This is a genomic window from Flavobacterium sp. AC274 (genome assembly GCF_979258275.1).
Genome location: NZ_OZ409852.1, coordinates 1,629,034 through 1,655,419, shown reverse-complemented (window position 1 = coordinate 1,655,419; position 26,386 = coordinate 1,629,034). Strand labels below are relative to the sequence as shown.

General features: G+C 32.6%; 27 protein-coding genes, 1 tRNA gene and 1 pseudogene. 18 read left to right on the top strand and 11 right to left on the bottom strand.

The features are described from left to right. The gene (locus ACZZZT_RS07670; protein WP_463459950.1) at nucleotides 1-564 is read right to left on the bottom strand and encodes a porin family protein; all 564 of its coding nucleotides are present in this window, start codon (nucleotides 562-564) and stop codon (nucleotides 1-3) included. Between the two features lie 182 nt (nucleotides 565-746). Further along, nucleotides 747-1,328, bottom strand: coding sequence for a porin family protein (locus tag ACZZZT_RS07665; RefSeq protein WP_042567285.1), 582 nt, complete (start codon nucleotides 1,326-1,328; stop codon nucleotides 747-749). Nucleotides 1,329-1,628: 300 nt separating this feature from the next. Between ACZZZT_RS07665 and ACZZZT_RS07660 the strand changes: the two genes are divergently transcribed. The 3 genes from ACZZZT_RS07660 (at nucleotide 1,629) to ACZZZT_RS07650 (ending at nucleotide 5,527) form a co-directional block, all read left to right on the top strand. Next, the gene (locus ACZZZT_RS07660) at nucleotides 1,629-2,186 is read left to right on the top strand and encodes a porin family protein (protein ID WP_042567284.1); all 558 of its coding nucleotides are present in this window, start codon (nucleotides 1,629-1,631) and stop codon (nucleotides 2,184-2,186) included. A gap of 210 nt (nucleotides 2,187-2,396) precedes the next feature. Beyond that, a complete protein-coding gene (aroQ, locus tag ACZZZT_RS07655) occupies nucleotides 2,397-2,810 on the top strand; it encodes a type II 3-dehydroquinate dehydratase (RefSeq protein WP_073396487.1) in 414 nt (137 codons plus the stop codon). Nucleotides 2,811-3,040: 230 nt separating this feature from the next. Next, a complete protein-coding gene (locus ACZZZT_RS07650) occupies nucleotides 3,041-5,527 on the top strand; it encodes a DUF5686 and carboxypeptidase regulatory-like domain-containing protein (protein ID WP_463459949.1) in 2,487 nt (828 codons plus the stop codon). Nucleotides 5,528-5,959: 432 nt separating this feature from the next. Here the strand turns inward: ACZZZT_RS07650 and ACZZZT_RS07645 are convergent, their stop codons facing one another. The 4 genes from ACZZZT_RS07645 to ACZZZT_RS07630 form a co-directional block, all read right to left on the bottom strand. Then, the gene (locus tag ACZZZT_RS07645; RefSeq protein ID WP_463459948.1) at nucleotides 5,960-6,838 is read right to left on the bottom strand and encodes a cation diffusion facilitator family transporter; all 879 of its coding nucleotides are present in this window, start codon (nucleotides 6,836-6,838) and stop codon (nucleotides 5,960-5,962) included. An 86-nt stretch (nucleotides 6,839-6,924) separates the two neighbouring features. Beyond that, a complete protein-coding gene (gene murA / locus ACZZZT_RS07640; RefSeq protein ID WP_463459947.1) occupies nucleotides 6,925-8,238 on the bottom strand; it encodes a UDP-N-acetylglucosamine 1-carboxyvinyltransferase in 1,314 nt (437 codons plus the stop codon). A 187-nt stretch (nucleotides 8,239-8,425) separates the two neighbouring features. Next, nucleotides 8,426-9,145, bottom strand: coding sequence for a DUF4290 domain-containing protein (locus ACZZZT_RS07635; protein ID WP_463459946.1), 720 nt, complete (start codon nucleotides 9,143-9,145; stop codon nucleotides 8,426-8,428). Nucleotides 9,146-9,148: 3 nt separating this feature from the next. Continuing rightward, on the bottom strand, nucleotides 9,149-9,445 hold the full coding sequence (locus ACZZZT_RS07630) for a DUF493 family protein (protein WP_071635000.1): 297 nt from the start codon (nucleotides 9,443-9,445) through the stop codon (nucleotides 9,149-9,151). 344 nt (nucleotides 9,446-9,789) lie between these two features. Here ACZZZT_RS07630 and ACZZZT_RS07625 point away from each other — a divergent pair, with 344 nt between their 5' ends. From ACZZZT_RS07625 to ACZZZT_RS07595, 7 genes and pseudogenes are all read left to right on the top strand, one after another. Further along, complete coding sequence (locus tag ACZZZT_RS07625) at nucleotides 9,790-10,704, top strand: alpha/beta hydrolase family protein (RefSeq protein ID WP_463459945.1); 915 nt, start codon at nucleotides 9,790-9,792, stop codon at nucleotides 10,702-10,704. A gap of 266 nt (nucleotides 10,705-10,970) precedes the next feature. Further along, a complete protein-coding gene (locus ACZZZT_RS07620) occupies nucleotides 10,971-11,594 on the top strand; it encodes a hypothetical protein (protein WP_073396469.1) in 624 nt (207 codons plus the stop codon). Between the two features lie 522 nt (nucleotides 11,595-12,116). Further along, nucleotides 12,117-12,650 (top strand): AAA family ATPase, encoded by a 534-nt coding sequence (locus tag ACZZZT_RS07615; RefSeq protein WP_073396467.1) that lies wholly within the window; start codon nucleotides 12,117-12,119, stop codon nucleotides 12,648-12,650. A 64-nt stretch (nucleotides 12,651-12,714) separates the two neighbouring features. Beyond that, nucleotides 12,715-14,609: pseudogene (locus ACZZZT_RS07610) on the top strand (RecQ family ATP-dependent DNA helicase). Continuing rightward, complete coding sequence (gene fmt, locus ACZZZT_RS07605; protein ID WP_042567274.1) at nucleotides 14,609-15,556, top strand: methionyl-tRNA formyltransferase; 948 nt, start codon at nucleotides 14,609-14,611, stop codon at nucleotides 15,554-15,556. The pseudogene ACZZZT_RS07610 and the gene fmt overlap by 1 nt, the downstream one beginning before the upstream one ends. Nucleotides 15,557-15,735: 179 nt before the next feature. After that, the gene (locus ACZZZT_RS07600) at nucleotides 15,736-16,008 is read left to right on the top strand and encodes an HU family DNA-binding protein (RefSeq protein ID WP_042567273.1); all 273 of its coding nucleotides are present in this window, start codon (nucleotides 15,736-15,738) and stop codon (nucleotides 16,006-16,008) included. Nucleotides 16,009-16,136: 128 nt separating this feature from the next. Continuing rightward, nucleotides 16,137-16,697 (top strand): YqgE/AlgH family protein, encoded by a 561-nt coding sequence (locus ACZZZT_RS07595; RefSeq protein WP_042567272.1) that lies wholly within the window; start codon nucleotides 16,137-16,139, stop codon nucleotides 16,695-16,697. On the opposite strand, the gene ACZZZT_RS07590 is transcribed toward ACZZZT_RS07595, so the two are convergent. Beyond that, nucleotides 16,694-17,533 carry an aminotransferase class IV gene (locus tag ACZZZT_RS07590; protein ID WP_463459944.1) on the bottom strand — a complete coding sequence of 280 codons (840 nt, stop codon included), beginning with the start codon at nucleotides 17,531-17,533 and terminating at the stop codon, nucleotides 16,694-16,696. The genes ACZZZT_RS07595 and ACZZZT_RS07590 overlap by 4 nt on opposite strands. A gap of 54 nt (nucleotides 17,534-17,587) precedes the next feature. After that, entirely contained in the window at nucleotides 17,588-17,980 is a 393-nt protein-coding gene (locus ACZZZT_RS07585) for an START-like domain-containing protein (protein ID WP_026984135.1), read from the bottom strand. Nucleotides 17,981-18,131: 151 nt separating this feature from the next. Here ACZZZT_RS07585 and ACZZZT_RS07580 point away from each other — a divergent pair. The 4 genes from ACZZZT_RS07580 (at nucleotide 18,132) to map (ending at nucleotide 19,923) form a co-directional block, all read left to right on the top strand. Then, nucleotides 18,132-18,205 (top strand) — tRNA-Met (locus ACZZZT_RS07580). 182 nt (nucleotides 18,206-18,387) lie between these two features. Beyond that, nucleotides 18,388-18,645, top strand: a complete 258-nt coding sequence (locus ACZZZT_RS07575; protein ID WP_042567270.1) for a hypothetical protein — start codon at nucleotides 18,388-18,390, stop codon at nucleotides 18,643-18,645. Between the two features lie 126 nt (nucleotides 18,646-18,771). Further along, nucleotides 18,772-19,134 carry a nuclear transport factor 2 family protein gene (locus tag ACZZZT_RS07570; protein ID WP_302093392.1) on the top strand — a complete coding sequence of 121 codons (363 nt, stop codon included), beginning with the start codon at nucleotides 18,772-18,774 and terminating at the stop codon, nucleotides 19,132-19,134. A gap of 24 nt (nucleotides 19,135-19,158) precedes the next feature. After that, a complete protein-coding gene (map, locus tag ACZZZT_RS07565; RefSeq protein ID WP_463459943.1) occupies nucleotides 19,159-19,923 on the top strand; it encodes a type I methionyl aminopeptidase in 765 nt (254 codons plus the stop codon). A 70-nt stretch (nucleotides 19,924-19,993) separates the two neighbouring features. On the opposite strand, the gene ACZZZT_RS07560 is transcribed toward map, so the two are convergent. Continuing rightward, nucleotides 19,994-20,773: a TIGR03915 family putative DNA repair protein gene (locus ACZZZT_RS07560; protein ID WP_463459942.1), complete on the bottom strand. Its 780-nt coding sequence runs from the start codon at nucleotides 20,771-20,773 to the stop codon at nucleotides 19,994-19,996. Nucleotides 20,774-20,778: 5 nt separating this feature from the next. Then, nucleotides 20,779-22,038, bottom strand: coding sequence for a putative DNA modification/repair radical SAM protein (locus ACZZZT_RS07555; protein WP_463459941.1), 1,260 nt, complete (start codon nucleotides 22,036-22,038; stop codon nucleotides 20,779-20,781). A gap of 292 nt (nucleotides 22,039-22,330) precedes the next feature. On the opposite strand from ACZZZT_RS07555, the gene ACZZZT_RS07550 reads away from it, so the two are divergent. The 4 genes from ACZZZT_RS07550 (at nucleotide 22,331) to ACZZZT_RS07535 (ending at nucleotide 24,707) form a co-directional block, all read left to right on the top strand. After that, nucleotides 22,331-22,903 carry a DUF6642 family protein gene (locus tag ACZZZT_RS07550; RefSeq protein ID WP_042567265.1) on the top strand — a complete coding sequence of 191 codons (573 nt, stop codon included), beginning with the start codon at nucleotides 22,331-22,333 and terminating at the stop codon, nucleotides 22,901-22,903. Next, a complete protein-coding gene (locus ACZZZT_RS07545) occupies nucleotides 22,900-23,820 on the top strand; it encodes a helix-turn-helix domain-containing protein (RefSeq protein ID WP_463459940.1) in 921 nt (306 codons plus the stop codon). Before ACZZZT_RS07550 ends, ACZZZT_RS07545 begins: the two co-directional genes overlap by 4 nt. 71 nt (nucleotides 23,821-23,891) lie before the next feature. Further along, the gene (locus tag ACZZZT_RS07540) at nucleotides 23,892-24,092 is read left to right on the top strand and encodes a hypothetical protein (protein ID WP_042567263.1); all 201 of its coding nucleotides are present in this window, start codon (nucleotides 23,892-23,894) and stop codon (nucleotides 24,090-24,092) included. Nucleotides 24,093-24,134: 42 nt separating this feature from the next. Beyond that, complete coding sequence (locus ACZZZT_RS07535; protein WP_073396445.1) at nucleotides 24,135-24,707, top strand: pentapeptide repeat-containing protein; 573 nt, start codon at nucleotides 24,135-24,137, stop codon at nucleotides 24,705-24,707. 109 nt (nucleotides 24,708-24,816) lie between these two features. Here ACZZZT_RS07535 and ACZZZT_RS07530 read toward each other — a convergent pair whose 3' ends face one another. Next, entirely contained in the window at nucleotides 24,817-26,361 is a 1,545-nt protein-coding gene (locus tag ACZZZT_RS07530) for a DUF5123 domain-containing protein (RefSeq protein ID WP_463459939.1), read from the bottom strand. Between the last annotated feature and the right edge of the window lie 25 nt (nucleotides 26,362-26,386).

Sequence of the window (26,386 nt, the reverse complement as noted above, 5' to 3'; positions counted from 1 at the left end):
TTAGAATTTGTATGCAGCAGTTAATGCTAAAACGTTGTTTGTATATCTATCATTATAGTAATAACCATCATTACCATTATAATCGTAATCGTAAACGCTTGTTAAACCAATAGTGTAACGAGCACCTACAGAAAAATTATCTGTAAAATTATATCCAGCTCCTAAATTAAAACCAGCATCAACTGATTTTTCATTGTCAATGTTACTAGAAACTAATAATCCAAGTTGTGGTCCAGCTTCAACACTAAATTGTTTTGTAATGTAATATTTAGCTACTACAGGAACATTGATATAGCTTAAATTTATAGTACGGTCACGGTCACCATAATAACGATCAAATTTAGCTCCCTGTGTAGAAAACAAAAGTTCTGGCTGAATGTATAATTTTTTCCAAACATTAATCTCAGCAAAACCACCTAATTGAACACCAATTAATGCATTGGCACGATTATCACCACCAATAGTAGCGATGTTAAGACCACCTTTTACTCCAAATCTAGTTTTTTGGGCATTTGCAAACCCAAATGCCATTATTGCAATAGCACATAGAATAATTTTCTTCATTTTATTTGTTTATGGTTAAAATTCAGTGGCAAATATAAAACTATAGTTAGTGTAAAAGGATTTGTTTTTTAACAAATAATTTAATAATTAGACCTAATTATGTTAAAATAAATTAACAAGTCATTATAACAAGAAAAGCCTCCCATATTTGGAAGGCTTTTGTTAAATTTTAAAACAATATTTTAGAATTTATATGCCAAAGACAATGCAAGGTTACTATTTTTAGCACTGTCATAATAATCATCTTCATTATCAATATCTTCATCAGAAAGAGGAGATAAGCCAATAGTGTAACGAAGACCTATTGAAAGATTATCAGTAAAATTAAATCCAGCACCTATATTAAACCCAAAATCTACTGATCGGGTAAAATCTTTAATATCTTCATCTTCTGCTTTAGCTGATAATAAAACACCTAATTGCGGTCCGGCTTCGACACTAAATTTTTTATCTACAATATAATATTTAGCCAATACGGGAATATTCAAATAATTCAGTTTTATATCGCCATCAACTCCAAAAGGACCATCAACTTTAGTACCTTGAGTTGAGAACAAAAGTTCTGGCTGGATAAAAAATCTCTGAACAATATGAATTTCTGCAAAACCCCCAACGTGGAATCCTACTAAAGATTTAGTATTTTCAACATCTCCTCCAACTACTGTGGAAATATTAAGACCTCCTTTTACTCCAAATCTTGTTTCCTGAGCATTTGTGAATCCAAATGCCATTACTGCAATTGCAGATAAAATAATTTTTCTCATTTTATTTGTTTTGGTTAAAATTAATTAACCAAATATAAAACTATACTTCATAAAAATCAATTTGTTTTTTAACAAATAATGTTAGTTATTATAGATAAAATCATGTTAAATAAAATCGCACAAATAGTTAACGTATTATAAATCAAAACAAACGTGTTAAATTACAAATTTTAAAGAATTGTTAATATTGACAAAAATGTGAATTTTGTTAATTATTGAATCCGAAATATAAAAACAATAAAATGAAGAATACTTAGTTTTAATAGTATAAAACAATTTTAATCTTAAAAAGGTAATTCTATGAAAAAAATACTTTTAGCAGCTGTATTGTTCATGGCAACATCAGCTACAATTCAGGCACAATTGTTACAAATAGGTGTTAAAGGCGGGGTAAATTTTGCAAGCCAAACTGGAGACGCATTTCCAGAACAAAATTTTGATAAAGAAGGTATCACAAGTTTTCACGCAGGTTTAGTTGCAGAGATTAAACTACTAGAAAGATTTTCTGTTCAGCCAGAGCTTTTATACTCAACTCAGGGAGCAACGTATAAAAATGCAGCTCAGGAATTTAAAAACGAATTAGGTTATATCTCTATTCCTGTAATGGCCAAGTTTTACTTAACAGATTCATTTAGTCTTGAAGTTGGTCCACAGGCATCATTTTTAGTAAGCGAAAAAAATGACTTTGATGTTGAAGATGGAGAAACATTCGAATTTGGACTTAATGCCGGTTTAGGATATAAAATCACCAAAAACTTTTTTGTTCAGGGTCGTTATGGCTTAGGTCTAACAGAAGCTTCAAAAAATGCCGATATTAAAAACTCTACAGTACAATTATCTGCAGGATTTATGTTCTAAAATAATATCACATACTTTTATAAAAACCGTTCTGTTAATTAGAACGGTTTTTTTATTTTTACAAAGTTCAAATGGCAATGGCAATTGCAAAAAATCAATGTCAATGTCAATTGCAAAATTTAATTCTCAATAAAAAACTAACTTTAGATTAATTGAACTTGTATTACTTATATGGGTTAAAAAGTCTAGATTTTTCAAAATAACTTAAATATGAAAATCGCTATAATCAACGGACCGAATTTGAATCTTTTAGGAAAAAGAGAACCTGAAGTATACGGAAGTGAAACTTTTGAAGATTATTTTGAAAGACTGGAACATAAATTTCCAAACGTTGAACTTACTTATTATCAAAGCAATATTGAAGGTGAATTGATAGGGAAAATTCAGGAAGTTGGTTTTACATTTGACGGAATCATTTTAAATGCCGGCGCATACACACATACTTCTATAGGTTTAGGTGACGCGATTAAAGCCGTTACAACTCCCGTTATCGAAGTGCATATTTCAAATACATACGCACGCGAAAGTTTCAGGCATCAATCGTATTTATCCGGAAATGCCAAAGGCGTTATTTTAGGTTTTGGATTAAAAAGCTACGAATTGGCTATTCAGTCTTTTTTGTAAAATATTTTAATCGAAGGGAAAAACTCAATATTCCTTTCATCTCTGAAATCATATTATTTTCAAATATAGCCCACGGTTTCAACCGTGGGATACTGATCGTAAAAATACATGTGTGCCACAACGGTTGAAACCGTTGGCTATGTCTAAAGTACTACGCCTGATAGCAATTTAACAAATTTTTAATAAGCTCAGTCTCAACATATCCTATTTTTGTTAGAGAAAAAGCCTCTATGAAAAATTACATTTTACTTGCCTTTTTATTTTTTTCGATTACAAATTTTGCTCAAATCAAAGGAACTATTACCGATGAAAAAGGAAATCCGTTGCCTTTTGTTTCTGTTTTTGAAGAAAACACATACACAACAACCTCAAACGAGCAGGGAAAATATCAGCTTAATATAAAAGAAACAGGAAAAAACAGAATCATTTTTCAATACCTGGGGTTTAAAACTCAGAAAATCACAGTTTCTACAGATTCTAAAACAATTACTTTGGATGTGAAAATGCTGGAGGAAAGTTTTACCTTAAACGAGGTTGTAATTGACCCGAAGAACAATCCTGCAAATGCCATTATAAAAAATGCAATTGCAAACAAAAAAGAAAACTCTCAAAAAACTTCCCGATATACAGCCGATTTTTATTCGAAAGGAATGTTTAAGGTTAAAGATTTGCCTAAAAAAATCCTCGGACAAAAAGTAGATCTTGGCGATGATATGGCTTCTAACCTGGATTCGACGGGAACCGGGATTTTGTATTTATCCGAGACCGTTTCAAAAATTACTTTTGAAAAACCCAATAAACTAAAAGAGAAAATTGTTGCTTCGCGAATTTCAGGAAACAATAAAGGTTATAGTTATAATACTGCCTCTTTGTCTTATTATGATTTTTATGATAATACTTTAGATTTTGATGTCAGACTTATCTCTCCTATTGCCGACAATGCTTTTAATTATTACAAATACAAACTAGAAGGAACTTTTTTTGACTCTAATAATCAGGAAATCAACAAAATAAAAGTAATCCCAAAACGCGATAAAGAACCCGTTTTTGAAGGTTACATTTATATTGTTGATGACAGTTTTGCTATTTATGCAATTGATCTGGATATAAAAGGTTACCGAATGAAAAATGAATTTACTGAGGTAATGACTTTAAAACAGAGCTTTAATTATAATGCTACAAACAAAATCTGGTCTAAAAACGCACAGACACTTTCTTTTAATGCCGGTATTTTTGGTGTGAAATTTTCGGGACAATTCAATTATATTTATTCGAATTATGAATTTCCGGATTCATTCGAAAAGAAAACTTTTACCAATGAAATTGTTGCTTTTGAAGCCAATGCCAATAAAAAAGACAATGCCTTTTGGAATGAAATTCGTCCTATTCCACTCACGCTTGAAGAAAGCACGGATTATACAAAAAAAGACAGTTTACTAATCATTCGAAAATCTCAAAAATATACCGATTCTGTTGATGCAAAAAATAACAAATTTAAAGTTTGGGATATTTTAGCGGGTTACGATTATAAAAATACTTTCAAAAAATACTCTTTTAGTTACGATGGTTTATTAAATATTACTTCTTTGAGTTTTAATACGGTTCAGGGATTTAATCTGGATTCTGGTTTTTCTTTCAAAAAATGGAATGAAGAGGAAGGAAAAAGCACTTCTGTTAAAACTACTTTTAATTATGGTTTTTCTGATGAGCGTTTTCGTGTTATTGGAGAATTTAATCATAAATTCAACAATATCAATTATGCTACAATTGGCATTTCCGGAGGAACGAAAGTGGCCCAATTTAATGCCGCAGAACCGATAAGTAAATTTGTAAATTCTATAAGTTCCCTATTCTTTAAAGACAATTATATGAAATTGTATAATCTGGAATTTGCTCAGATTAATTATGCTCAAGATGTTGCAAACGGAATAAATTTGAATGGAAAAGTGGCGTATGAACAACGCAAACCACTATTTAATACTACTGATTATTCGTTCTTTAAAAGAGATGATTTTTATTCGTCTAATAATCCGCTTGCGCCAAATGATTTTGATACTCCGGCTTTTGACCAGCATCATTTGTTTAAAGCTGCTTTGACTGCACGAATTAATTTTGGAAATAAATACATTTCAAGACCAGACGGTAGATATAATTTTAAAGATGACAAATATCCAACTGTATTTTTAGTCTTTGAAAAAGCCTTTGCTGCGAGCGAAAAAAAATATGAATTTGAAAGAATCGGCGCAGCTGTTCAATATGATTTATCACTAGGAAACAAAGGAATTTTAGGAATGAATTTGAGAGCAGGGAAATTCTATAATGCCAAAAATATTTCTTTTATCGATTACAGACATTTTAACGGAAACCAAACCCATATTGGAACAACTGACCGTTATTTGAATGTTTTTAATTTAATGCCTTATTACAACAATAGTACAAACGACAGTTACTTTGAAAACCATCTGGAATACAATGATACCGGATTTATCATGAATAAAATTCCGTTACTGAATTTACTAAAATCAACAATGAATCTTGGTTTTCATTCCTTAGCAATTCCCGGCAGAAAGCCTTATTCTGAATTTACGGTTGGTCTGGATAATTTGGGTTTCGGAAAATTTAAATTGTTCAGAGTTGATTATGTTCATTCTTATCAAAGCGGAATTCAGCAAAATGGTGTTGTATTTGGGTTGAAGATTTTGAATGTCCTTGATTAATATTCACGCAGATTTTGCAGATTGAACAGATTTTAAATTTTCACAATCTTGTCATCCCGAGGAACGAGGAACCTTCGTTAGTAACTCGACAAAGATTGGCGATTTTGATTGCGGAGTTACTGTTCGTTGCTCTCTGGATGTGACTTCTCCTCCATCGAAGTGACAAAACTATATGTAAATTAAAAGCTTTAAACTTCTATTTACCTGAGATTGCGTTAGGGATAGAAGCGGTATCCTTTTGTTTTTTTCTTTAAAAAACAAAAGATATAGCGGATAGCCCGGCCGTAGGTAACGCCCAAATAAAAATCCGCTTACTCAATAAAGAATAAGCGGATTTTGTAATTTTTATCTTTGTTAAAGTTTAAAACTTTGACAAAGATTCGCAAAGCATATAAAATCTTAGAAACTTAGAATCTCAGCTTCTTAGAACCTTTAAGAGTGATAATCATCCGGTTCAATATGTATCAAAACATTTCCTAATTGCGGGATTTTTTCTTTTAAAGTATCCTGAAGCTTGTGCGACAAATCATGTCCTTCTTTTACCGAAATTTTGGCTGAAACTATTGCATGAAGATCAACGTGGTATTTCATACCGGCTTTACGAATAAAACATTTTTCGGTTCCTAGAATTCCGTCTACTTTTAAGGATTTTACACGAATTTCTTCGACTAAATCATCATTTAAATGCTCATCCATGATTTCGCCAAGAGCAGGTCGGAAAATTTTATAACTGTTGTATAAGATAAAAAAAGCAGCAAAAAGTGCCGCCCAATCATCTGCAGATTCATAACCTTTACCCATAAACAAGGCAAACGAAATTCCGATAAATGCTGCTACCGAAGTAATGGCATCACTGCGATGGTGCCAGGCATCAGCGGCTAAAGACGAACTATTAGTTTGTTTACTGCGTTTCATTACGAGTCTAAAAGAATATTCTTTCCAGATAATAATGGCGCCTAAAACATATAATGTCCAGGATTTTGGCAAATCATGTGACGACTGAATATTAGAAATACTTTCGTAACCAATAATAGTAGCCGAAGTAATTAAAAACCCAACAACCAAAAAAGTAATTAATGGTTCGGCACGCCCATGTCCGTAAGGATGATTTTCATCGGCTGGTTTATTTGAATATTTGATTCCGAATAAAACCAGACAAGAAGAAAATATATCTGTTGTCGATTCGATAGCATCTGCAATCAAGGCATAAGAATTGCCAAAAAAACCTGCCAAGCCTTTTATAAGGGCCAAGCAGGTGTTTCCGGCTATACTAAAGTATGTAGCTTTTATAGCTTTTTGTTCATTTGTCATTTAACGACATTTATTTTTTTGCCACGAATTCATAAATTATTTTGATAATCTTTAAAAGATTTAAATTCGTGAATATGGCTAACTTTCTACGCTCTCACGATTTTTGCTCCAATAGCTCTTAAACGCTCGTCGATACGCTCGTATCCACGGTCAATTTGTTCTATATTTTGAATTGTGCTTGTTCCTTTTGCAGAAAGTGCAGCAATTAATAATGAAATACCTGCACGAATATCCGGAGATGACATTGTTGTTGCTTTCAATTGAGATTCGAAATTATGTCCCATAACCACAGCTCTGTGCGGATCACATAACATGATTTTTGCTCCCATATCGATTAATTTATCCACGAAAAACAAACGGCTTTCGAACATTTTTTGGTGAATTAAAACATCACCTTTTGCTTGTGTTGCCACAACCAAAACAATACTCAATAAGTCAGGTGTAAATCCTGGCCAAGGTGCATCGGCAATGGTTAAAATAGAACCATCAATATCTGTTTTTACTTCATATCCATCTGTGTGAGCAGGAATATAAATATCGTCACCACGTTTTTCGATTGTAATACCTAATTTTCTGAATGTATTCGGAATCAAACCTAAGTTTTCCCAGCTTACATTTTTGATCGTGATTTCGCTTTTTGTCATAGCCGCAAGACCAATCCAGGAACCAATTTCGATCATATCAGGAAGAATTCTGTGTTCGCAACCACTAAGGCTTTCAACTCCTTCGATAGTTAATAAGTTTGAGCCAACTCCGGTAATTTTAGCTCCCATTGAGTTCAACATTTTACACAATTGTTGTAGGTAAGGCTCACAGGCAGCGTTGTAAACTGTTGTTTGTCCTTTTGCTAAAACGGCTGCCATCACAATATTTGCCGTTCCGGTTACAGATGCTTCGTCAAGTAACATATCTGTTCCTTGTAATCCTTCTGCCGGAGATTCTACCCCGTAGAAGTGATCTTCTCTGTTGTATCTAAATTTTGCTCCAAGGTTAATAAAACCTTCAAAGTGTGTATCTAATCTACGACGACCAATTTTATCTCCTCCCGGTTTTGGAATATATCCTTTTCCGAAACGTGCCAAAAGCGGTCCAACAATCATAATAGAACCACGAAGCGCTCCACCTTCTTTTTTGAAAGCTTCAGTTTCTAAATAACCAACGTTAACTTCATCAGCCTGAAACGTAATCGAACCCGGTTCATTGCGCTGAATTTTAACTCCTAAATTACCCAACAAAGTGATTAATTTATTGATGTCAATAATATCGGGAATATTATTAATTTTCACTTTATCCCCCGTTAGAAGCACGGCACATAAAATTTGTAATGCCTCATTTTTTGCTCCTTGCGGAGTGATTTCTCCTTTTAAAGGAATTCCTCCTTCGATTTTAAAAATTCCCATATTTCTCTTTTAGGTTCTGAGGTTCTGAGGTTCTAAGGTTCTGAGCTAAAAAATCTTAGTAGCTTAGCATCTTAGTATCTTAGTACCTTTTTTTATTTTTGTTTTTGTTTTTTTAGGGCTTTGAGTTACTGAGATTCTAAGATCCTGAGCTAAAAAACCTTAGCATCTTAGAGACTTAGTACCTTTTTTACTTTTGATTATTTTTCTGAAAAGGTTTTGGTTTTCCAGGGCCTTTATTGTTTTTGTTGCTTTGAATTTTTGGCTGTCCCGGTGGTGTAATTTTGTTCGACATGCGTTTATTGGTACGCAATAAATCGGTTGTATTTAAAAGCTCTTCTGTGCTTTGTAACAAGTTAATTTTTCCACCAGACAATTCAAATAAATGCTCAAAAATCACATCATCTTTTACAGTGTCTTTATTCCAGCTCAAGTATGATTTTTTCATGTGATTAGCTATCACTAAAACCAAAGCATTTTTCATTTCGCCATCTTCCCATTTATTGGCAACATCAATCATATATTTGATATTATTACCGTAAAATCTGTATTTAGGAAAGTTCTGAGGATATTGTAAAACATCTGGTTTTAACTGCAACACATCTCTTGATGGAATTGGATATGGCGATTCTACATCTAATTTAAAATCTGACATAATAAAAAGCTGATCCCATAATTTATGTTGAAAATCCGGTACATCACGCAAATGCGGATTCAGACTTCCCATCACCTGAATGATATATTTTGCGGCTTTATTGCGCGTTTCAGCATCTTCAATAATAGTAGCCTGATCAATCAGTTTTTGCAAATGACGACCATATTCAGGAATAAGTAAACGTTGTCTTTCAGAATTGTATTCTAAATTAAAAACAACATCATTTGCGACTTCTTTTTTATATTTTTCGATCATAAGTTATAATGAAACTATACCTTCTATTGTAGAAACTTCTTTGTATTTACCAATCACTTCGTCAGAGCTATTCATTGTAACATCTACAGAAACGCTGGTAAATTTACCTGTTTTAGATTTTGTTGTTTTGATAACCGCACCCATACTGTCAAAAGCTTTTTCAACGCGCTCAACGTTATCGGCAACTGAAGGTACTATGAATTTATATAAATATTCAGCTGGCCAGGTATTTGCGTTATCCAGCTCTACTTTTAATCTTTCGTAAAATTCGGCTGTGTTTTTTTCTTTATCGTTCTCCATTCGTAATTAAAAATAAACGCAAATATACGGTTTTGATTTCAGATTTTTTAGATTTTTTTCTTTGAAAAAAGGTTCAAAGATACAAAGGTCCAAAGGTGCAGAGAAAAAAACTTTATGACATTATTTCTTTGTGAAATTTCCTCTTATATTTGAGAAACTTTATTGTGAAAATTCATCTCAAACCAATAGCACTTTTTCGTCATTTTTGTCATTCTGAGGAACGAAGGATCACACTTGAAACTCGACAAAGATTGGAGAATATCTCTTCGGATTTGCTTATGTGATCCTTCATTCCTCAGGATGACAAGTTTGCGTTTAACTCTTCACCATTAAAATTCATTACAATGAAAAAAATCTTTTTATTTTTTATCGCACTCACACTCAACAATATTCAAGCTCAGGAAATCAAAACGATGACTTATTTTCAAAATGATACAATCAAACTCGACCTGGATTTGTATTTGCCTCAGAAGAAAACCAATGAAAAAATTCCGTTGATCATTTTTGCTTTTGGTGGTGGATTTTCTGGTGGAGACCGTACGCAAGAAAAAGATTTTGGAATATTTATGGCTAAAAACGGTTATGCAGTGGCCAGCATTTCATACAGTTTATACATGAAAGGAAAAGATTTTGGGTGCAAAGGAACTTTAACTGAAAAAATAAAAGCAATTCAAATTGGCGTGAGCGATATGTGGCAGGCAACTTCATTTTTGATTGAAAATGCAAATAAATATAATCTTGACGCTTCAAAAATATTTATTTCTGGAATTAGTGCCGGAGCCGAAATTGGTTTTCACGCTTCGTTTTGGGATTATAAACTGATGAATTTATACAAAAATAATTTGCCGGAAAACTTTAAATACACTGGTTTTATTGGAGGTTCTGGTGCCATTCAGGATATCAATTTGATTACGAAAGAAAAAGCAATGCCAATGTTATTATCACACGGAAATAATGACGATACTGTTCCTTATACCGCAGGATCTCACCGCTCCTGCCCCACAAATGCTTCGGGTTGGTTAATTCTTTTTGGGTCTTATGCGGTTTACAATCAAATGAATGATTTACATAAAGACGTTGAACTGATTACGTTTTGCGGTGGCGGGCATGAATTTTCGGGTTATCTTTTTCATGATGGCAAACAATATGTTTTGGATTTTGTGAATGATGTTTTGAGTGGAAAGAAATTTGAATCGCATTTGATTGTGCCTTCGAAGAAGAAAGTTGTGAATTCTGGGAAATATTTGTTTTGTGAGTAATATGAAAATAGTCTATTTCTTCTTAACATTGATTGTACATCTTTTAATCATAGTAAATCTAAAATTATTAGATAATTTCAATTCAATTCTAATGATTTTCTTGTTCTCAATATTAATTGGGTTAGCAATTAAACTTTTCTCAAAAAACCGAAGTACTAATTTAAAACATTTAGGCTGGGGAATTTTATGTGGATCTATAACTACAGTAACCTTATTATTAATTGCAATGATTTGGCTGGGTTATAATTTTCCAAAATAACAAAAAGATGAAACACAATTATAAAAATTTCGAAATTGAAATATTAGATAATCCAAATTACATTTTAAATTCAGTTAATAATTTAAAGCAATATGAGAAAGTTTATTTTGATGAAAAACATCCAGAAGACGAGTTTTGTCCAACCAGCAAACATGCCATTACCGTTAATAAATTTGGAAGCGAAATTTCAAATGCTATAATTTGTGAAGTTGGCGGAGGAACTGGAATATATGAAAATGCATTTATTATTGATAATGATAAAATATGGATTCGTATCTGCAATAAAATTTATTGTCTTGAAATTCCTTCTTTAGATTTAATTTGGAATAAAGAATTTGACACTTTCACAAATCTTTCTATTTATCAACATGAAAATGATATTTTAATTCATGGAGAATTAGAAATTTTTAGAATTACAAAGGAAGGTAATATTGTCTGGAGTTTTGGAGGAAGAGATATTTGGGTAAATATTGAAGGCATACCAGAATTCACTATTGAAGAGAGCACAATACGATTATTTGATTTTGAATCAAATGAATATGTGATCGATTTTAATGGAAATCAAATAGAAGATAACCCAAGAATAATTCCCAAAAAGATTAAAAAGAAATGGTGGCAAATATTTGGCTAAAACCGAAATCATAACCCATACTTAAAGACAAGAGCTATTTAAATTATACATGAAAAAGCTCCAGCGGAGCAAAATATTTATAGCCAATTTCATGTTTCATATTCCTAAGCTCCAGCGGAGCGTTATAATTATTCCAAAAATTTCACCCCGATAGATAGGACTTTACCAAAATATAATAATTTTCTATAAATATGAAGTCCCGCCGGACTTAACAAATATTTCATATTTCGATTTAAAACTGGACTAAAGTCCAGCCCTACAATATTTGTCGAGCCGATGGCTCTTTTCTGTTTTAGTTCCGGAGGAACGATCTATTTTGTAGGGCTAGATTTTAATCCAGCACCATAATATTTTGTCGAGCGTATGACTCTCTCTTATTTTAGTTCCAGACGAACGATTTATTTTGTAGAGCTGGATTTTAATCCCGCATAATTACGAAAATTGCGAAATCATTCGCTTAAAGCAAAATAATCTTTTTAAATACCAATAACTTTAGGTAAATTTGCGCTTTATTTTTAGAAAGTGCAAAAACAAATCATAGTACTCATTGGTGGCCCGGGAACGGGAAAATCTACTCTTATCAACGAATTGGTGGCTCGTGGCTACTGCTGTTATCCTGAAATTTCAAGACAAGTTACTCTCGAAGCCCAACAACGCGGAATCGAGCAATTGTTCCTGGAACAACCTTTATTGTTTAGCGAAATGTTATTGGAAGGCAGAATTAAACAATTTGAAAACGCCATTGAAGAACCGGATAATGTAGTTTTTATAGATCGCGGAATTCCTGATGTTGTGGCTTATATGGATTATATAGGAGATGAATATCCGGCGCATTTTGTAAAGGCTTGCGAGGATTTTAAATACACCAAAACTTTTATTTTACCGCCTTGGGAAGAAATTTACGAAAGCGACACAGAGCGTTACGAAAATTTTGAACAGGCATTAACGATTCAGAAACATCTTGTTGAGACGTATAGCAAATATGGCTACAATTTAATTGAGGTGCCTAAAGATACGGTTGAAAACAGAATTCTTTATATCTTAGATAAAATTTAGGCAGGCGGTTTAAAGTTGTAAAACTAGAACTGATTTCTAAATTTTTAACTTTAAAACCAAAGCTATGCCAGAAGCACAGGAAATTCTTTTAAAATACTGGAAACACGACAGTTTTAGACCGTTGCAAAAGGAAATTATTGACTCGGTTTTAGAAGGTCAGGATACTTTTGCTTTGCTCCCAACGGGTGGCGGAAAATCGATTTGTTTTCAGGTTCCTGCAATGATGCAGGACGGAATTTGTTTGGTGATTTCGCCTTTGATTGCCCTTATGAAAGATCAGGTCGCGAATTTGCAAAAAGGGAGATTAAAGCCATTGCGCTGACAGGCGGAATTCACACGGAAGAAATCATTGATCTTCTCGACAATTGTCAATACGGAAATTATAAGTTTTTATATCTTTCTCCTGAAAGACTTCAGTCTGATTGGATTTTGGAACGCATCAAAAATCTTCCTATAAATTTAATTGCTATTGATGAAGCGCATTGTGTTTCGCAATGGGGACACGATTTTCGTCCGGCTTATCTGAAAATTTCTGAGCTTAAAAAATATTTTCCTAAGATTCCTTTTCTAGCATTGACAGCAACAGCAACTCCAAGAGTTATTGAAGATATCAATACAGAATTAGGTTTAAAAGCCCCAAAACTTTTTCAACAATCATTTGAAAGAAAAAATATTGCTTACATGATTTTTGAGGTCGAAGACAAATTGTATCGTACCGAACAAATTTTGAAGAAAAATCCACAGCCTTCTATTATATATGTACGAAATCGAAAATCATGTTTGAGTATTTCATCACAACTGCAATCGTTAGGATTCAAGGCAACTTATTATCACGGAGGACTTTCGGCAAAAGAAAAAGATAAAAATATGCAGTTGTGGATGTCGGAACAAGCACAGGTTATTGTAGCCACGAATGCGTTTGGAATGGGAATTGACAAAGACAACGTAAAAACGGTTATTCATACTCAACTTCCTGAAAATATAGAAAATTATTATCAGGAATCCGGAAGAGCGGGACGAAATGGCGAAAAAGCTTTTTCAGTTTTGCTTTATAACAATTCAGATGCAAATCAAACCGAACAGCAATTTTTAAGTGTTTTGCCGGATAAGAAGTTTTTAAAAACGATGTATGTCAAACTTTGCAACTATTTTCAGATTGCCTATGGTGAAGGTTTAGATGATACTTTTTCTTTTAAACTAAATCATTTTTGTCATAAATATGAGTTTCCCACTTTAAAAACGTATAATGCTTTGCAGTTTTTAAATCAACAGGGAATCATTACGCTATCACAGGAATTCTCAGAAAAAATTACACTGCAGTTTTTAATCGAATCAAAAGAAGTGATTCGATATACGAGTCTGAATCAAAATGATGAGGAAATTATACTGGCGATTTTAAGAACCTATCCCGGAGTTTATGAAATGAAAACTCCTTTTAATCTTTCTTTGATTGCAAAAAAATCAAATCATACTGAAGAACAGGTTTTGGCTGTTTTAGAAAAACTTAGAGAGAAAGAAATCATCGAATACAAATCGAAAAACAACGACGCTACTATATTATTTAATGAAGTTCGCGAAGATGATCTTACCATAAACAGGGTTTCGAAATATCTGGAAAAACAAAATCAGCTAAAAAAAGAACAACTTTTATCTGTTCTACATTATATAAAGGAGAATAAAACCTGCAAGAACCGTTTGATTTTGGATTACTTTGGAGAAGAAACAAAAGAAAACTGTGGCGTTTGTTCTTACTGCATTACTCAAAAAGGAAAAATCACCGAAGCTGATTCGATTGCAGATAAAATTCTGCATTTACTAAAATCGGCAGCTTTGACTTCAAGAGAAATTCAGACACAAATAAAAATGGATGCCAATGATATTATTTTGGTGCTTCAGGAATTATTAGAGAACAATCATATTACCATTCAACCCAATAATAAATACACTTTAAAATCATAATGGAAAAATTGAGAATTATATTTATGGGAACTCCGGAATTTGCCGTTGGCATTCTGGACACCATTATCAAAAACAATTACGATGTTGTTGGCGTTATTACGGCTGCTGATAAACCGGCCGGACGTGGACAAAAAATAAAATATTCGGCAGTGAAAGAATATGCACTGGCGAACAACCTTACTTTATTACAGCCTACTAATTTAAAAGACGAAACTTTTCTGGCGGAGTTAAAAGCTTTAAATGCTAATTTGCAAATCGTGGTTGCTTTTAGAATGTTGCCAAAAGTAGTATGGGAAATGCCAAGTTTAGGAACTTTTAATCTTCATGCCTCTTTATTACCTAATTATCGCGGAGCAGCACCAATCAACTGGGCGATTATTAATGGAGAAACTAAAACAGGCGTAACAACTTTTTTTATTGATGATAAAATTGATACCGGAGCTATGATTTTAAATTCTGAAATTGCAATTGAGCCATCAGAAAGCGCCGGAGAATTACACGACCGATTAATGAATTTAGGAAGTACAACTGTAATTGACACTTTAAAAATTATTGAAAACGGAAATGTAACTACTACAATTCAGGAAGATAACGAAGAAATTAAAACTGCTTACAAATTAAATAAGGAAAATTGTAAGATTGACTGGACTAAATCTGGCGACGAAATCAATAATTTAATTCGCGGATTAAGCCCTTATCCGGCAGCGTGGTGTTTTTTGAAGGATAAAAATGAAGAATTAAGCATTAAAATATATGAGGCAAAATTGGTTTTGGAATCACATTCTTTTGAAATTGGAAGCTTAATTAGCAGTAAAAAAGAAATTAAAATCGCTATTAAGAATGGTTATATTTTACTTTTAAGTTTGCAGTTACCCGGCAAAAAAAGAATGCAAGTAGCTGAATTACTAAATGGTATCACTTTTACAGAAGACGCAAAAGTCTATTAAGACCAATAAAACGGGGGTTTTTACCTGTATTATTTGATTAAACAACCTGCTTTATGAACAAAAAAAGCAAGTTATTAACAATTTTTGCTAAATTTAAAGAAAACACTTGCAAGGAACGGATTTCCTATTAAATTTGTGTATTAACAATTTTTTTAACCAACAATTAATAACTAATTATTATGAACAAATCAGAATTAATCGATGCTATCGCTGCTGATGCAGGAATTACAAAAGCTGCGGCAAAATTAGCTTTAGAATCATTTTTAGGAAATGTAGGATCTACTTTGAAAAAAGGTGGAAGAATTTCATTAGTAGGTTTTGGATCATGGTCGGTATCTGCTAGAGCTGCTAGAGACGGTAGAAATCCTCAAACAGGAAAAACTATCAAAATCGCTGCTAAAAATGTAGTGAAATTTAAAGCTGGTGCTGAATTAGAAGGTGCAGTGAACTAAGTAAGAAAGTTCTCTAAACTTATAATATAATTAAAACCCTCCTTATGGAGGGTTTTTTTGTACGGTTTAACGATTTTATTTGGGTTTTTTAAAAATTTATAACTAAATTTAATAAAAATTGTAGCCGTATGATTTCAGAAAAATTAAAAAAAGGACACCTGCTTATTGCCGAGCCTTCTATAATTGGAGATTTATCATTTAATAGATCGGTAATTTTATTAGCAGATCATAACAAGGAAGGATCAATAGGATTTATTATTAATAAACCCTTAAAGTACACTATTAATGACTTAATTCCTGAGATTGATGCCTCTTTCAAGATATATAATGGCGGTCCTGTAGAACAGGACAATCTTTATTTTATTCATAATATTCCGGAATTAATCCCAAATAGTGTGGAGATTTCTAATGGTATATATTGGGGAGGTGATTTTGAATCAACCAAAGACTTAATAAACGACGGATCTATTAATAAAAATAACATTCGTTTTTTCTTAGGATACACAGGTTGGGACGAAAATCAGCTCGAAAGTGAGATGCAGGGTAACTCCTGGATTATTGCCGATAATAATTACAAAAATAAAATTATCGGAAAATCTACTACTCATTTTTGGAAAGAACAAATTATTGAGTTGGGCGGAGATTACGTTATTTGGTCAAATGCACCTGAAAATCCATATTTGAATTAATTCTCAGAAATGGATTCGTTTAGTTTTTGTATTAATAAATGAGCCAGATTACTTGTAAACTCTTTTTTTCGATATTTACTTATCGACTGTATCCCTGTGATCACATTTGTAAGAAATAATTCGTCAGCTTTTTGAAGATCAAATGGCGAAATTATTTCTTCTGATACTTCTATATCTGTAACTTTTTTGGCTAAAGCTAATATTTGTTTACGCATTACACCATTCAAACATCCTTCAGAAACTGGAGGCGTAATTAATTTTTTACCTGTCACCATAAATAAATTTCCCTGTAATACCTCAACAACATTTTTTGCATCGTTAAGTAAAATACAGTTTTGCAACCCATTTTCGTGCGCAAAAATACTTCCGGTAACGTTAATCATTTTATTCGTCGTTTTAATAGACGATAACAATTGCTTGGTTACATAGAAATCTTTATACAAATCAACTTCATAAGAATCAGTATTTAACGCATACAAAGTGGCATCAAGTACAGTTGCATGAATTAAAAACGAAACTTCATTCGTTTGGGGTAAATACCACCCTCCATCATTTCTAAAAACTGTAATTCTTGCTCTGGCAGATACTGAAATTCCTTTTTGCTGTACCAGGCTTAAAACCTGTTCTTCAAAATATTCCATTGTAAAGTTCATCGGAATTTCCATTCGAACTACACGCATCGAAGCCATTAACCTGAAATAATGATCTTCAAGAAACAAGATTTTGTTATTGATTATTTTTAGCGTTTCAAAAACACCATCTCCGTACAAAAACGCACGATTTTGAGTTAATACATTATCGTTTTGCGCTACTATGTTTCCGTTAAAATTGATCATAAAAAAACCCTGAATTTTGTTCAGGGCAAATATAAGGCATAAAATAGACTTTTACTAAACAGATCCTATAAGATGTTTTAGATCTGAGATCTGATTCTCCCACAATTGTTTAGCTTCGCCAACTTCTTCTTTTTCTGCAAAATCAACTACCATTAATGATACATCTTTAGTTAATTCATCAACTAAAATATGCAATTCAAAAAAGTATTCAGTGTCTTTACTACTTTCGTCGACCCATTTAAACTTTACTTTTTCACCTGTTTTCTTAGATGCCAAACGCGCTTTTTCCTGCGAATCGTTCCAAATAAAAGTGAAAAATTCACCTCTTGAATTTACATTGTCAGCAAACCATTCTGATAAACCTGACGGAGTTGATATATATTGATATAATAATTGCGGCGAAGAATTTATTGGAAACTCTATTTCGTAACGTATTTTTGGATCCATGTGCTACTTTTAATTTTTTCGAAATATAAGAATATATGTCCAAAAACAATGCGTTTTTAAAAATATTTTTTTCTTCATTTTATGCTTGTAAGCTCTAATAAAATTTTTATATTTGCACCCGCAATGAGGAACACGGTTCACTTGCAATCTTGGCGAGGTAGCTCAGTTGGTTAGAGCGCAGGATTCATAACCCTGAGGTCACGGGTTCAACTCCCGTCCTCGCTACAAAAAACAAAACCCTAATCATCAATTGATTAGGGTTTTTTTATTGAAATTAATTCCTCTTTGCATCAAAAATTACAGCAAGGAACTTTAAATAATTAAGTTATATCTCTAAATAATTAAATACCTTTAATACTTTTTAATGGCATGTTAGAAAAAGTCGAAAAAGTTAATACGTTGTAAATATGGACATAGTTAAATTTAAAATCACATCTAAAACAATAAAAGTAGAGGTACGCAATTCGAATAATTATGTTTTTAATTTCAATACTGCCTTAGAAATTGCAAAAGAAGACAAGGATGTTTTATTAAAACTATACAACGCACTGGATATTCTTTTTAAGAAAGAAAATACGAGTGAGGTCAAAAATTACATTTCGCCCAATCAAACCAATATATTGGACCAGATTTCTGCTGTTGACAATTTAGAAGAAGAGAAATAGACAAACTATTCACTCTTTAGTAAATTAGTTTTATATTAGTCATAATATATACAAATAACTCTTTTTAGTAAAAACCCGGAGTTTAGGTAAAATTAAATTTTTCTAATAATTTAATTCAAAACAATAATGGCAAATCAACTTGAGAATACGATACATAAAGCATATACCGCTTTTAATGACAGAAACATTGAAAACGCATTGTCGACAATGCAAGAAGATGTACAATGGTCAAAAGCCTGGGAAGGCGGTTATATAAGTGGCCACAATGAAATTAAAGAATATTGGACAAGACAATGGACGGAAATAAACCCAAAAGTAGAACCTGTTGGCTTTGATGAAAGAGAAAATGGAAGCTTAGAAGTTAAGGTGCATCAAAACGTAAAAGATTTGCAAGGCGGTTTAATCTTTGACGGAATGGTAAAACACATTTATACTTTTCAAGACGGATTAATAAAAACGATGGATATTGAATTGGTAGAAAATAATTAATATTGAATTCCTAAAATAAAAAACATGTCTATAAAACAAGAATCAGAATTAATTGGAATGAAAAAGGCAAGTGAGGCTGTTGCTTTTACTTTAAAAGAAATGAGAGATTTTGCCAAACCAGGTATGTCTACAAAGGAATTAGACAACTATGGCGGACAAATTCTGAATGACTTAGGCGCAAAATCAGCTCCATACCTGACTTATGGTTTTCCGGGATGGACATGTATAAGTGTAAACAATGAATTTTGTCACGGCATTCCGTCTGATAAAAGAATTCTTAATGAAGGTGATTTAATTAATATTGATGTTTCTGCAGAACTTGATGGTTTCTGGTCTGATAATGGAGGTTCATTTGTTATTGGAACAGATGTAAACGAGCACCAAAAATTGATTGAAGTTTCAAAACAAATTCTACATAAAGCAATTTACAATATAAAGGGCGGAGTTCGCATTTCTGATATTGGTTTTTTAATCGAAACTGAAGCTAAGAAAAAAGGATACAAAGTCATTAAAAATCTAACAGGCCATGGAATTGGAAGAGGTCTTCATGAAGAACCACATGAAATAGCGAATTACAGAGATCGATTTAACCTGACAAGATTCAAGAAAAATTCGGTAGTTGCAATTGAAACTTTTATTTCGACAACCTCAACATATGCCGAAACTTTACAGGACGGCTGGACAATGGTTGGCAATAAAGGCGGTTTTATGGCACAGCACGAACATACTATTGTTGTTACTGATGGCAAACCTATTGTACTGACTGAGATGAATGAAATTTGGGATTAAACAAAAATATCAATCTAATATTCTAATAACAAGAAAGCCTTAATAAATTATTAAGGCTTTCTTGTTAAAACTATTTTTTATTGATTGAAGGAATTTTTTCTATCAGATTTCTCCAATAACGTTTTGGCATATGCTGAATATGCAGTTTCATATTTTTTCTTGACTCAATATTTACACTGCTAAAATAACGTTTCCAAAGATGCTGAAAAAACTCTTCCTGCTCGTCGCATATTTCAGTTAAAAATTTAGACGAAACTGGCCCCTGATTAAATTCTAACTCTACGGTCGAAAGGTTTTCAAGATCATAATAAACTCCATATTTACGCTTTGCGTCATAAATTAACCAGCGCTGATCTGCATAGCGATTTTTAAAATGATTTTCTATAAGATGCAGCACATCACATTCGGGTTCGATTATGGCATAATAAAGCTGGTCTTTGGTTAATTTAAAACGCACAAATGCTTCCATCCTATGCGCTTCTTTTCCGGTGAGTCGGGTTGCCTTTCGTATATCCCAAACTGCAGCATTACTAAAATCCTCTTCTACATTTTTTGTGGTCGAAAAAATATATTGAGCAAACTGAAACATGGTCTGTTCTATATGATTTACTTCAGACAAAAATGCTTTATGAAAACTTGAAAATCCATCTGCCGAAAGGCGCTGTTTTAGTCCGTTTAAAACACGATTTGCCTTTTTAAAATCTGTTATCACAACATGGTTGGATGAAAATAACAGAGCATCACAAGCGCCGTTTTTACTAAAAACAGTATCTTCCAATTTATATTCATAAATCTCAAATACGGCTGTTAGCCATCCTTCATAAGTTCCATCGTAAATTACCAGTATCATTTTGATTAAAATAAGGCAAGTTGGTTAGAAAAATCATTTTTATATTTACTCTTCTGGATATTTAAAATCTTATCCTTGATTTGAATTGAAGTTAAATCCTTCTGCATTTGAAACGGTGTGGCAAAAGCCAAGAAATACTGTGACCTACTATAAGCAATACCAAATTTTTGTAAATCCTGAGGAACTAGTTTCTTAAATTTTCTGGAGGCAACAATTTTCTGTGCACCCAAATAACCAATTCCCGGAATGCGTTTTATAAGTTCTATATCGGCAGTATTTATATCAACCGGAAATTGATGCAGATTTCGCAGTGCCCATCCTAATTTGGGATCGATGTCAAGATCAAGATTAGGCTGATTCAACCCAACGATTTCATTAACGTTGAATCCATAATATCGAATTAACCAATCGGCCTGATACAAACGGTTTTCACGAATAATAGGAACTGGTGTACCAATAGCCGGAAGCCGATTATCATTACTTATTGGAACATATCCGGAATAATACACACGCTTCATATTCATCTTTTGATAAAAATAATCTGCCATGCCCAGAATCTCCAGATCATTTTCTTTTGTTGCACCAATCACCATTTGTGTACTTTGACCTGCGGGCGCAAAAAGTGGTGCTTTATAGTTTAGTTTTTTCTCTTCTTTATAACCAACAATTTCATTTTTAAGATATTCCATTGGTTGAATCACGTCTTTGTGATTTTTATCCGGCGCCAGTAATTTTAAACTTTGCTCTGTTGGCATTTCAACATTTACACTTAAACGATCTGCATACATTCCGGCTTCTTTGAGCAATTCATCGCTGGCTCCTGGAATCGCTTTAAGATGTATATAACCGTTGAAGTTTTGTTCTAATCGCAATTTTTTCGCAATCCTAACCAAACGTTCCATGGTATAATCTGCATTATCAAAAATACCGGAACTCAAAAAAAGCCCTTCAATATAATTTCTTCTGTAAAAACCTATCGTAAGATCAACCACCTCATCAACAGTAAAAGCTGCCCTTTTAATGTCGTTGCTTTTTCGGCTTACACAATAAGCGCAGTCAAAAATGCAATGATTGGTCAGTAAGATTTTCAGCAACGAAACGCAACGCCCGTCTTCTGTATAAGAATGGCAAATACCATAACCTTTTGCATCTCCTAACCCTTTATCCTTATTTTTTCGATTGCTTAAAGCCGAAGAACATGAAACGTCATATTTTGCAGCATCTGCCAATATTCCCAGCTTCTCCATCACTCTCTCGTTTACCATTTTTGCCTTTTTATTTGATTGGAAATAAATTTGTTTCGATCAAAATTAGTTATAGATCGTTACAATTTTATAATTTTTATTGTTCTAAATTGTATCAAAATTATCTTGCATTTTATTTTGAAGCTGAAAGATTTTTAAAAACTTTTAGATCTTCTTTACTCTAAAATTTTCAAAAAAAAATGCGTTAAAACTGTCGTGATATAATATTTTTTAGACATAAAAAAATACATTTGTCAAAACGAAAACAAAGTGATCCTTTAATCACACATTACCAACCGGAAAAGATTGTTGCATGGATACTGAGAAATTTATTTTCTGCCTCGAGGGTGTTCCTGATGTAGATGAAATTAGAACTACAGATGTGGTCAAAAATCTGGAAGAAATTGCCCTTGACCAGGGAATTGCAAGCATTTATAAAACCTGTGACACGATTGAAGGTTTAGAAGAAAGTTTGAATGTATTGCTTTATGAAGATCATAATTTTAAGGATTATGAAATTATTTATCTCGTTATGCCGGGTCAGGAAAACAATATATGCCTTCATGATTATTATTATAGCCTTGAAGAAATAGCCGAACTTTTTGAAGGAAAAATGAAAGGAAAAGTCATTCATTTTGCCAATAAAAAAATATTAGATTTAAGCGAAGAAGAAGCCCAATATTTTCTGGATGTAACCGGTGCACGCGCCATTTCGGGTTATGGATCAACCTATAATAAAATTGCGAGCTGCAGTACTATTGACAAAGCTTTTTTTAGTTTATATCAGGACAACGAGGATCTTATTGAAGTGGTTGAAGAATTATACCAAAAACATCATGCACTTTGCCAATTGCTTGATTTTAGATTGTACTATTTTAAACAATGAAAATAAAGCCGGACGAAAAAGTAAAAACATATGAAGCAAAGGGATTTCGTGAAAAATTTCTTGGCGAAGAAAATCCAATGCATTTACTTTTCAAATCAAATTCTGATCATTTTTTTTGTTTAAAGATGGAAGAAATGATGCAGTTACAATTTCCTGTTCCGCCCTCTAAACACAGTTGTCATACTTTGCTATTTGTTACTTCCGGCACACATGTAATGAAAGTGGGTTATAAAGAATATCAAACTGTTTCTAATGAAATTATTATGGTTCCTGCGGGTCAGATTTTTTCAATAGAAAATGTAAACAGCACACATACCGGTTATATTTGCCAATTTCATCCTGATATTTTAATTGGAAAATATGGCAATCGTGAAATGATCAATGATTTTGATTTTTTGAAAATATCAGGAAACCCAAAAATTAGTTTAGCAAAAGAAGATGTAAAATCTATTACCGCAATTTTAAGTCGGTTGCAGCAGGAATATTTAGGAACCCAAACCGCAAATCTAAATATTGTACAGTCCTATTTAATTGCATTGTTTTATGAAATGAACAAGAATAGCGTACAAACTTTTAAGAGTATTTCTGCTGCCGAAGTTCTTTCATCTAAATTCAAAGAGTTAATTCACAATAATATCAAGACACACCATCAGGTTAATTATTATGCTTCGTTACTGAATGTTACACCTAATCATCTGAACAAATCTGTAAAATTTGTAACTGGTCAATCTGCAGCCAAATGGATTGAAGAAACCATTTTATTAGAAGCCAAATATTTACTCTTTCAAACTACTTTTTCGGTAAGTGAAATTGCTTTGCAGGTTGGACATGAGGATCATTCTTACTTTAGCAGATTCTTTAAAAAACACGAAGGCATTACGCCTATACAATACCGAAAATTGATTGATAAGTCCTAATTATTGATTACGAAATCCTAGTAAAGTTACTGTTGATTTATTGAAATTTGCCTTGTAAAAAAGAGCAAATTATGATTTATGTTTTTAAAACAACTGTTGATTCAAAATCCAAATTAGAATCAGCAACTGCAATACTTCACAAATTATTACCTTATGCATTATGGAATTTTGACCTGGAAGATTGTGATAATATTTTAAGAATCGACAGTGAGACAGAAATATCCGAATCAATTCTTAAAAACGATATTTTTGATTGTATCGAATTAGAATAAAAACCACACACTCCTCTTCTTTCCCAACCTTAATTTATTTCTATGGAAACTGCATTACATCAAAACAAAACATTCGACACTATTGATTATTCTGATCAAAAATTATCCGACAACGAATTTATAAACTGTGAATTCATCAATTGCAATTTCTCTAAAAGTGATTTCAGTTATATTGATTTTTTAGATTGTACTTTTAAAAACTGTAATCTTTCATTGGCAGTCCTTAAAAATACAGGTTTAAAAAACATCAAATTTATTGGCTGTAAATTAATGGGTTTGGATTTTAGTTCGAGTAACAGTTTTTTATTTTCGATGAATTTTGAAGATTGCATGCTTGATTATTCGACTTTCATTTATAAAAAATTAAAGAAAACCCAGTTTATTGATTGCTCTTTAAAAGATGTTGATTTCTCGAATACAGATTTGTCTCTGGCTATTTTTAAAAACTGTGATCTTTCTAATGCCACTTTCGTGGAATGTATTTTGGAGAAAGCTGATTTTCGATCTTCAAGAAATTATGCTTTTGATCCATCTGAAAACAAAATTAAAGGAACCAAAGTTTCTCATACTGCGCTTGCAGGATTATTAGAGAAATTTGATTTGGATATTGAGTAGGGTTTGTTTCACGCAGATTTTGCAGATTTGAGCAGATTTCTTTTCTTGTTTTATAAAAAAAGGGATGCAAAATATTGCATCCCTTTTAACTAGAATATGAAAAAATGAATTATTTAATCCAACGCGGATCTCCAATTGCATTATCTTTTAAAGTTTGATTACCAATTGTAAAATCACCATTTGCAGCATTTGTAAATTGTGGATCAGCTACAATTCCGCCAGCATCAACTTTATTTAAATTAATTGATCCATCCATAAAACTTGCTGCATTGTAATAGTAATTTTTAGCAAATGTCGGCTCTTTTGTAGTAGACTGATTTGTATAAATTGCAGTTGTCTCAGTAATCAAAGTATTTCGTACTATTGACGCATTGTCATTAAAACGAAGGTATAATATTCTTTTTGGTGCTGCTGTATTAGATACTTTATACAAGGTACAGTGATCAATTAATACATTTGTTGTTAAACCGGTTCCTGAGAAACCACTATTAGCCGGTGCAACAGCGTCAACTCTAACAAAATCACGACTGGTCGAGCAATTGTCAAATGTGCTGTTTTTAAGAATAATCTCAGCAATATAAGTAGCTCTGAAATCAATTAAATCTGCACCTACATTTGTATTTACATTTCTAACAATACTATTGTCTACAGTAAACGATCTTACTTTTGTTAAGAGAGCATTCGCAGAAATTAAAGCACGTGTGTAATCATGAACCTTACAGCCGCTTATTAAAATATCATCATATGTACTCGAAGCGCCTGAAACTGTAATAAGAGCAGAATTATTAATTCCGGTTCCATCCAAATCTAAATCAATTAAACTTAAAGAGGATGCTCCTGCCGCTGCTGTAAAAGTTACATTTATTAATGGCTTGTCATAGCGTTTTACTCCTCTAATTGTAATCGGTTTAGTTAATATGATATCACCAATATAGGCATTATAATCTCCAGGCATTAGATACAGTTTTGCACCTGCTGCCGCTTGTGTAATTAATAAATTTAAATTATCTCCAGGGTTAACTACAGTACCTGTACTTACATCAACGCCTGTGGTAAAGGTTAGCGTACCTCTTGTTTTAAGTCCATTTAGCAATGTAGCCGTGTAGGATGTGTCTCCACTAAGTCCTGTTACGATAGCAACTCCTGCAATTTTTTCTTCAGCAGTTATTGTGTGTGTAATACCTCCCGGAGCAACACTAATTTGTGTTACATTGCTGTTAGGAGTCCATCTTACGGTAACAGATGTTCCTTCAATATCAGTTTCCTGAATAGGGAAGAAAATTTGCTCTGATAACGTTGTTGCTGTAACAACAGACCACGCAGAGTCATCTAATCCTGATGTACTCAATGCTTTTACCCTAATTGAATATACGGTTTCACCTTCTAATGCAACCTGAACAGGCAACTGATCTTGTGTAACATTTATTGTTTTAAAAATTGTTTTAAATTCAGGATCGTCTGCACTAAATTCAACAACATAATTGTCAACAACCTGATCTTGTTTTAGACTCCAGTTAAGTTCAACCGTAGTTTGATTTTTAACCTTTGCTGTAAGTTCAATAGGAGAAAACTCTTTGCTCACATTGAGATTTTCTATTACTGCTTCATTATAACTATCACAGCCTGAAACTGCAATTGTGAGTAATAATGACATTATTAATCCTTTAAATATATATTTT

Coding starts and splice junctions, on each gene's coding strand:
- ACZZZT_RS07670 (WP_463459950.1), bottom strand. CDS start 564: ATGAAGAAAATTATTCTATGTGCTATTGCAATAATGGCATTTGGGTTT.
- ACZZZT_RS07665 (WP_042567285.1), bottom strand. CDS start 1,328: ATGAGAAAAATTATTTTATCTGCAATTGCAGTAATGGCATTTGGATTC.
- ACZZZT_RS07660 (WP_042567284.1), top strand. CDS start 1,629: ATGAAAAAAATACTTTTAGCAGCTGTATTGTTCATGGCAACATCAGCT.
- aroQ (WP_073396487.1), top strand. CDS start 2,397: ATGAAAATCGCTATAATCAACGGACCGAATTTGAATCTTTTAGGAAAA.
- ACZZZT_RS07650 (WP_463459949.1), top strand. CDS start 3,041: ATGAAAAATTACATTTTACTTGCCTTTTTATTTTTTTCGATTACAAAT.
- ACZZZT_RS07645 (WP_463459948.1), bottom strand. CDS start 6,838: ATGACAAATGAACAAAAAGCTATAAAAGCTACATACTTTAGTATAGCC.
- murA (WP_463459947.1), bottom strand. CDS start 8,238: ATGGGAATTTTTAAAATCGAAGGAGGAATTCCTTTAAAAGGAGAAATC.
- ACZZZT_RS07635 (WP_463459946.1), bottom strand. CDS start 9,145: ATGATCGAAAAATATAAAAAAGAAGTCGCAAATGATGTTGTTTTTAAT.
- ACZZZT_RS07630 (WP_071635000.1), bottom strand. CDS start 9,445: ATGGAGAACGATAAAGAAAAAAACACAGCCGAATTTTACGAAAGATTA.
- ACZZZT_RS07625 (WP_463459945.1), top strand. CDS start 9,790: ATGAAAAAAATCTTTTTATTTTTTATCGCACTCACACTCAACAATATT.
- ACZZZT_RS07620 (WP_073396469.1), top strand. CDS start 10,971: ATGAAACACAATTATAAAAATTTCGAAATTGAAATATTAGATAATCCA.
- fmt (WP_042567274.1), top strand. CDS start 14,609: ATGGAAAAATTGAGAATTATATTTATGGGAACTCCGGAATTTGCCGTT.
- ACZZZT_RS07600 (WP_042567273.1), top strand. CDS start 15,736: ATGAACAAATCAGAATTAATCGATGCTATCGCTGCTGATGCAGGAATT.
- ACZZZT_RS07595 (WP_042567272.1), top strand. CDS start 16,137: ATGATTTCAGAAAAATTAAAAAAAGGACACCTGCTTATTGCCGAGCCT.
- ACZZZT_RS07590 (WP_463459944.1), bottom strand. CDS start 17,533: ATGATCAATTTTAACGGAAACATAGTAGCGCAAAACGATAATGTATTA.
- ACZZZT_RS07585 (WP_026984135.1), bottom strand. CDS start 17,980: ATGGATCCAAAAATACGTTACGAAATAGAGTTTCCAATAAATTCTTCG.
- ACZZZT_RS07575 (WP_042567270.1), top strand. CDS start 18,388: ATGGACATAGTTAAATTTAAAATCACATCTAAAACAATAAAAGTAGAG.
- ACZZZT_RS07570 (WP_302093392.1), top strand. CDS start 18,772: ATGGCAAATCAACTTGAGAATACGATACATAAAGCATATACCGCTTTT.
- map (WP_463459943.1), top strand. CDS start 19,159: ATGTCTATAAAACAAGAATCAGAATTAATTGGAATGAAAAAGGCAAGT.
- ACZZZT_RS07560 (WP_463459942.1), bottom strand. CDS start 20,773: ATGATACTGGTAATTTACGATGGAACTTATGAAGGATGGCTAACAGCC.
- ACZZZT_RS07555 (WP_463459941.1), bottom strand. CDS start 22,038: ATGGTAAACGAGAGAGTGATGGAGAAGCTGGGAATATTGGCAGATGCT.
- ACZZZT_RS07550 (WP_042567265.1), top strand. CDS start 22,331: ATGGATACTGAGAAATTTATTTTCTGCCTCGAGGGTGTTCCTGATGTA.
- ACZZZT_RS07545 (WP_463459940.1), top strand. CDS start 22,900: ATGAAAATAAAGCCGGACGAAAAAGTAAAAACATATGAAGCAAAGGGA.
- ACZZZT_RS07540 (WP_042567263.1), top strand. CDS start 23,892: ATGATTTATGTTTTTAAAACAACTGTTGATTCAAAATCCAAATTAGAA.
- ACZZZT_RS07535 (WP_073396445.1), top strand. CDS start 24,135: ATGGAAACTGCATTACATCAAAACAAAACATTCGACACTATTGATTAT.
- ACZZZT_RS07530 (WP_463459939.1), bottom strand. CDS start 26,361: ATGTCATTATTACTCACAATTGCAGTTTCAGGCTGTGATAGTTATAAT.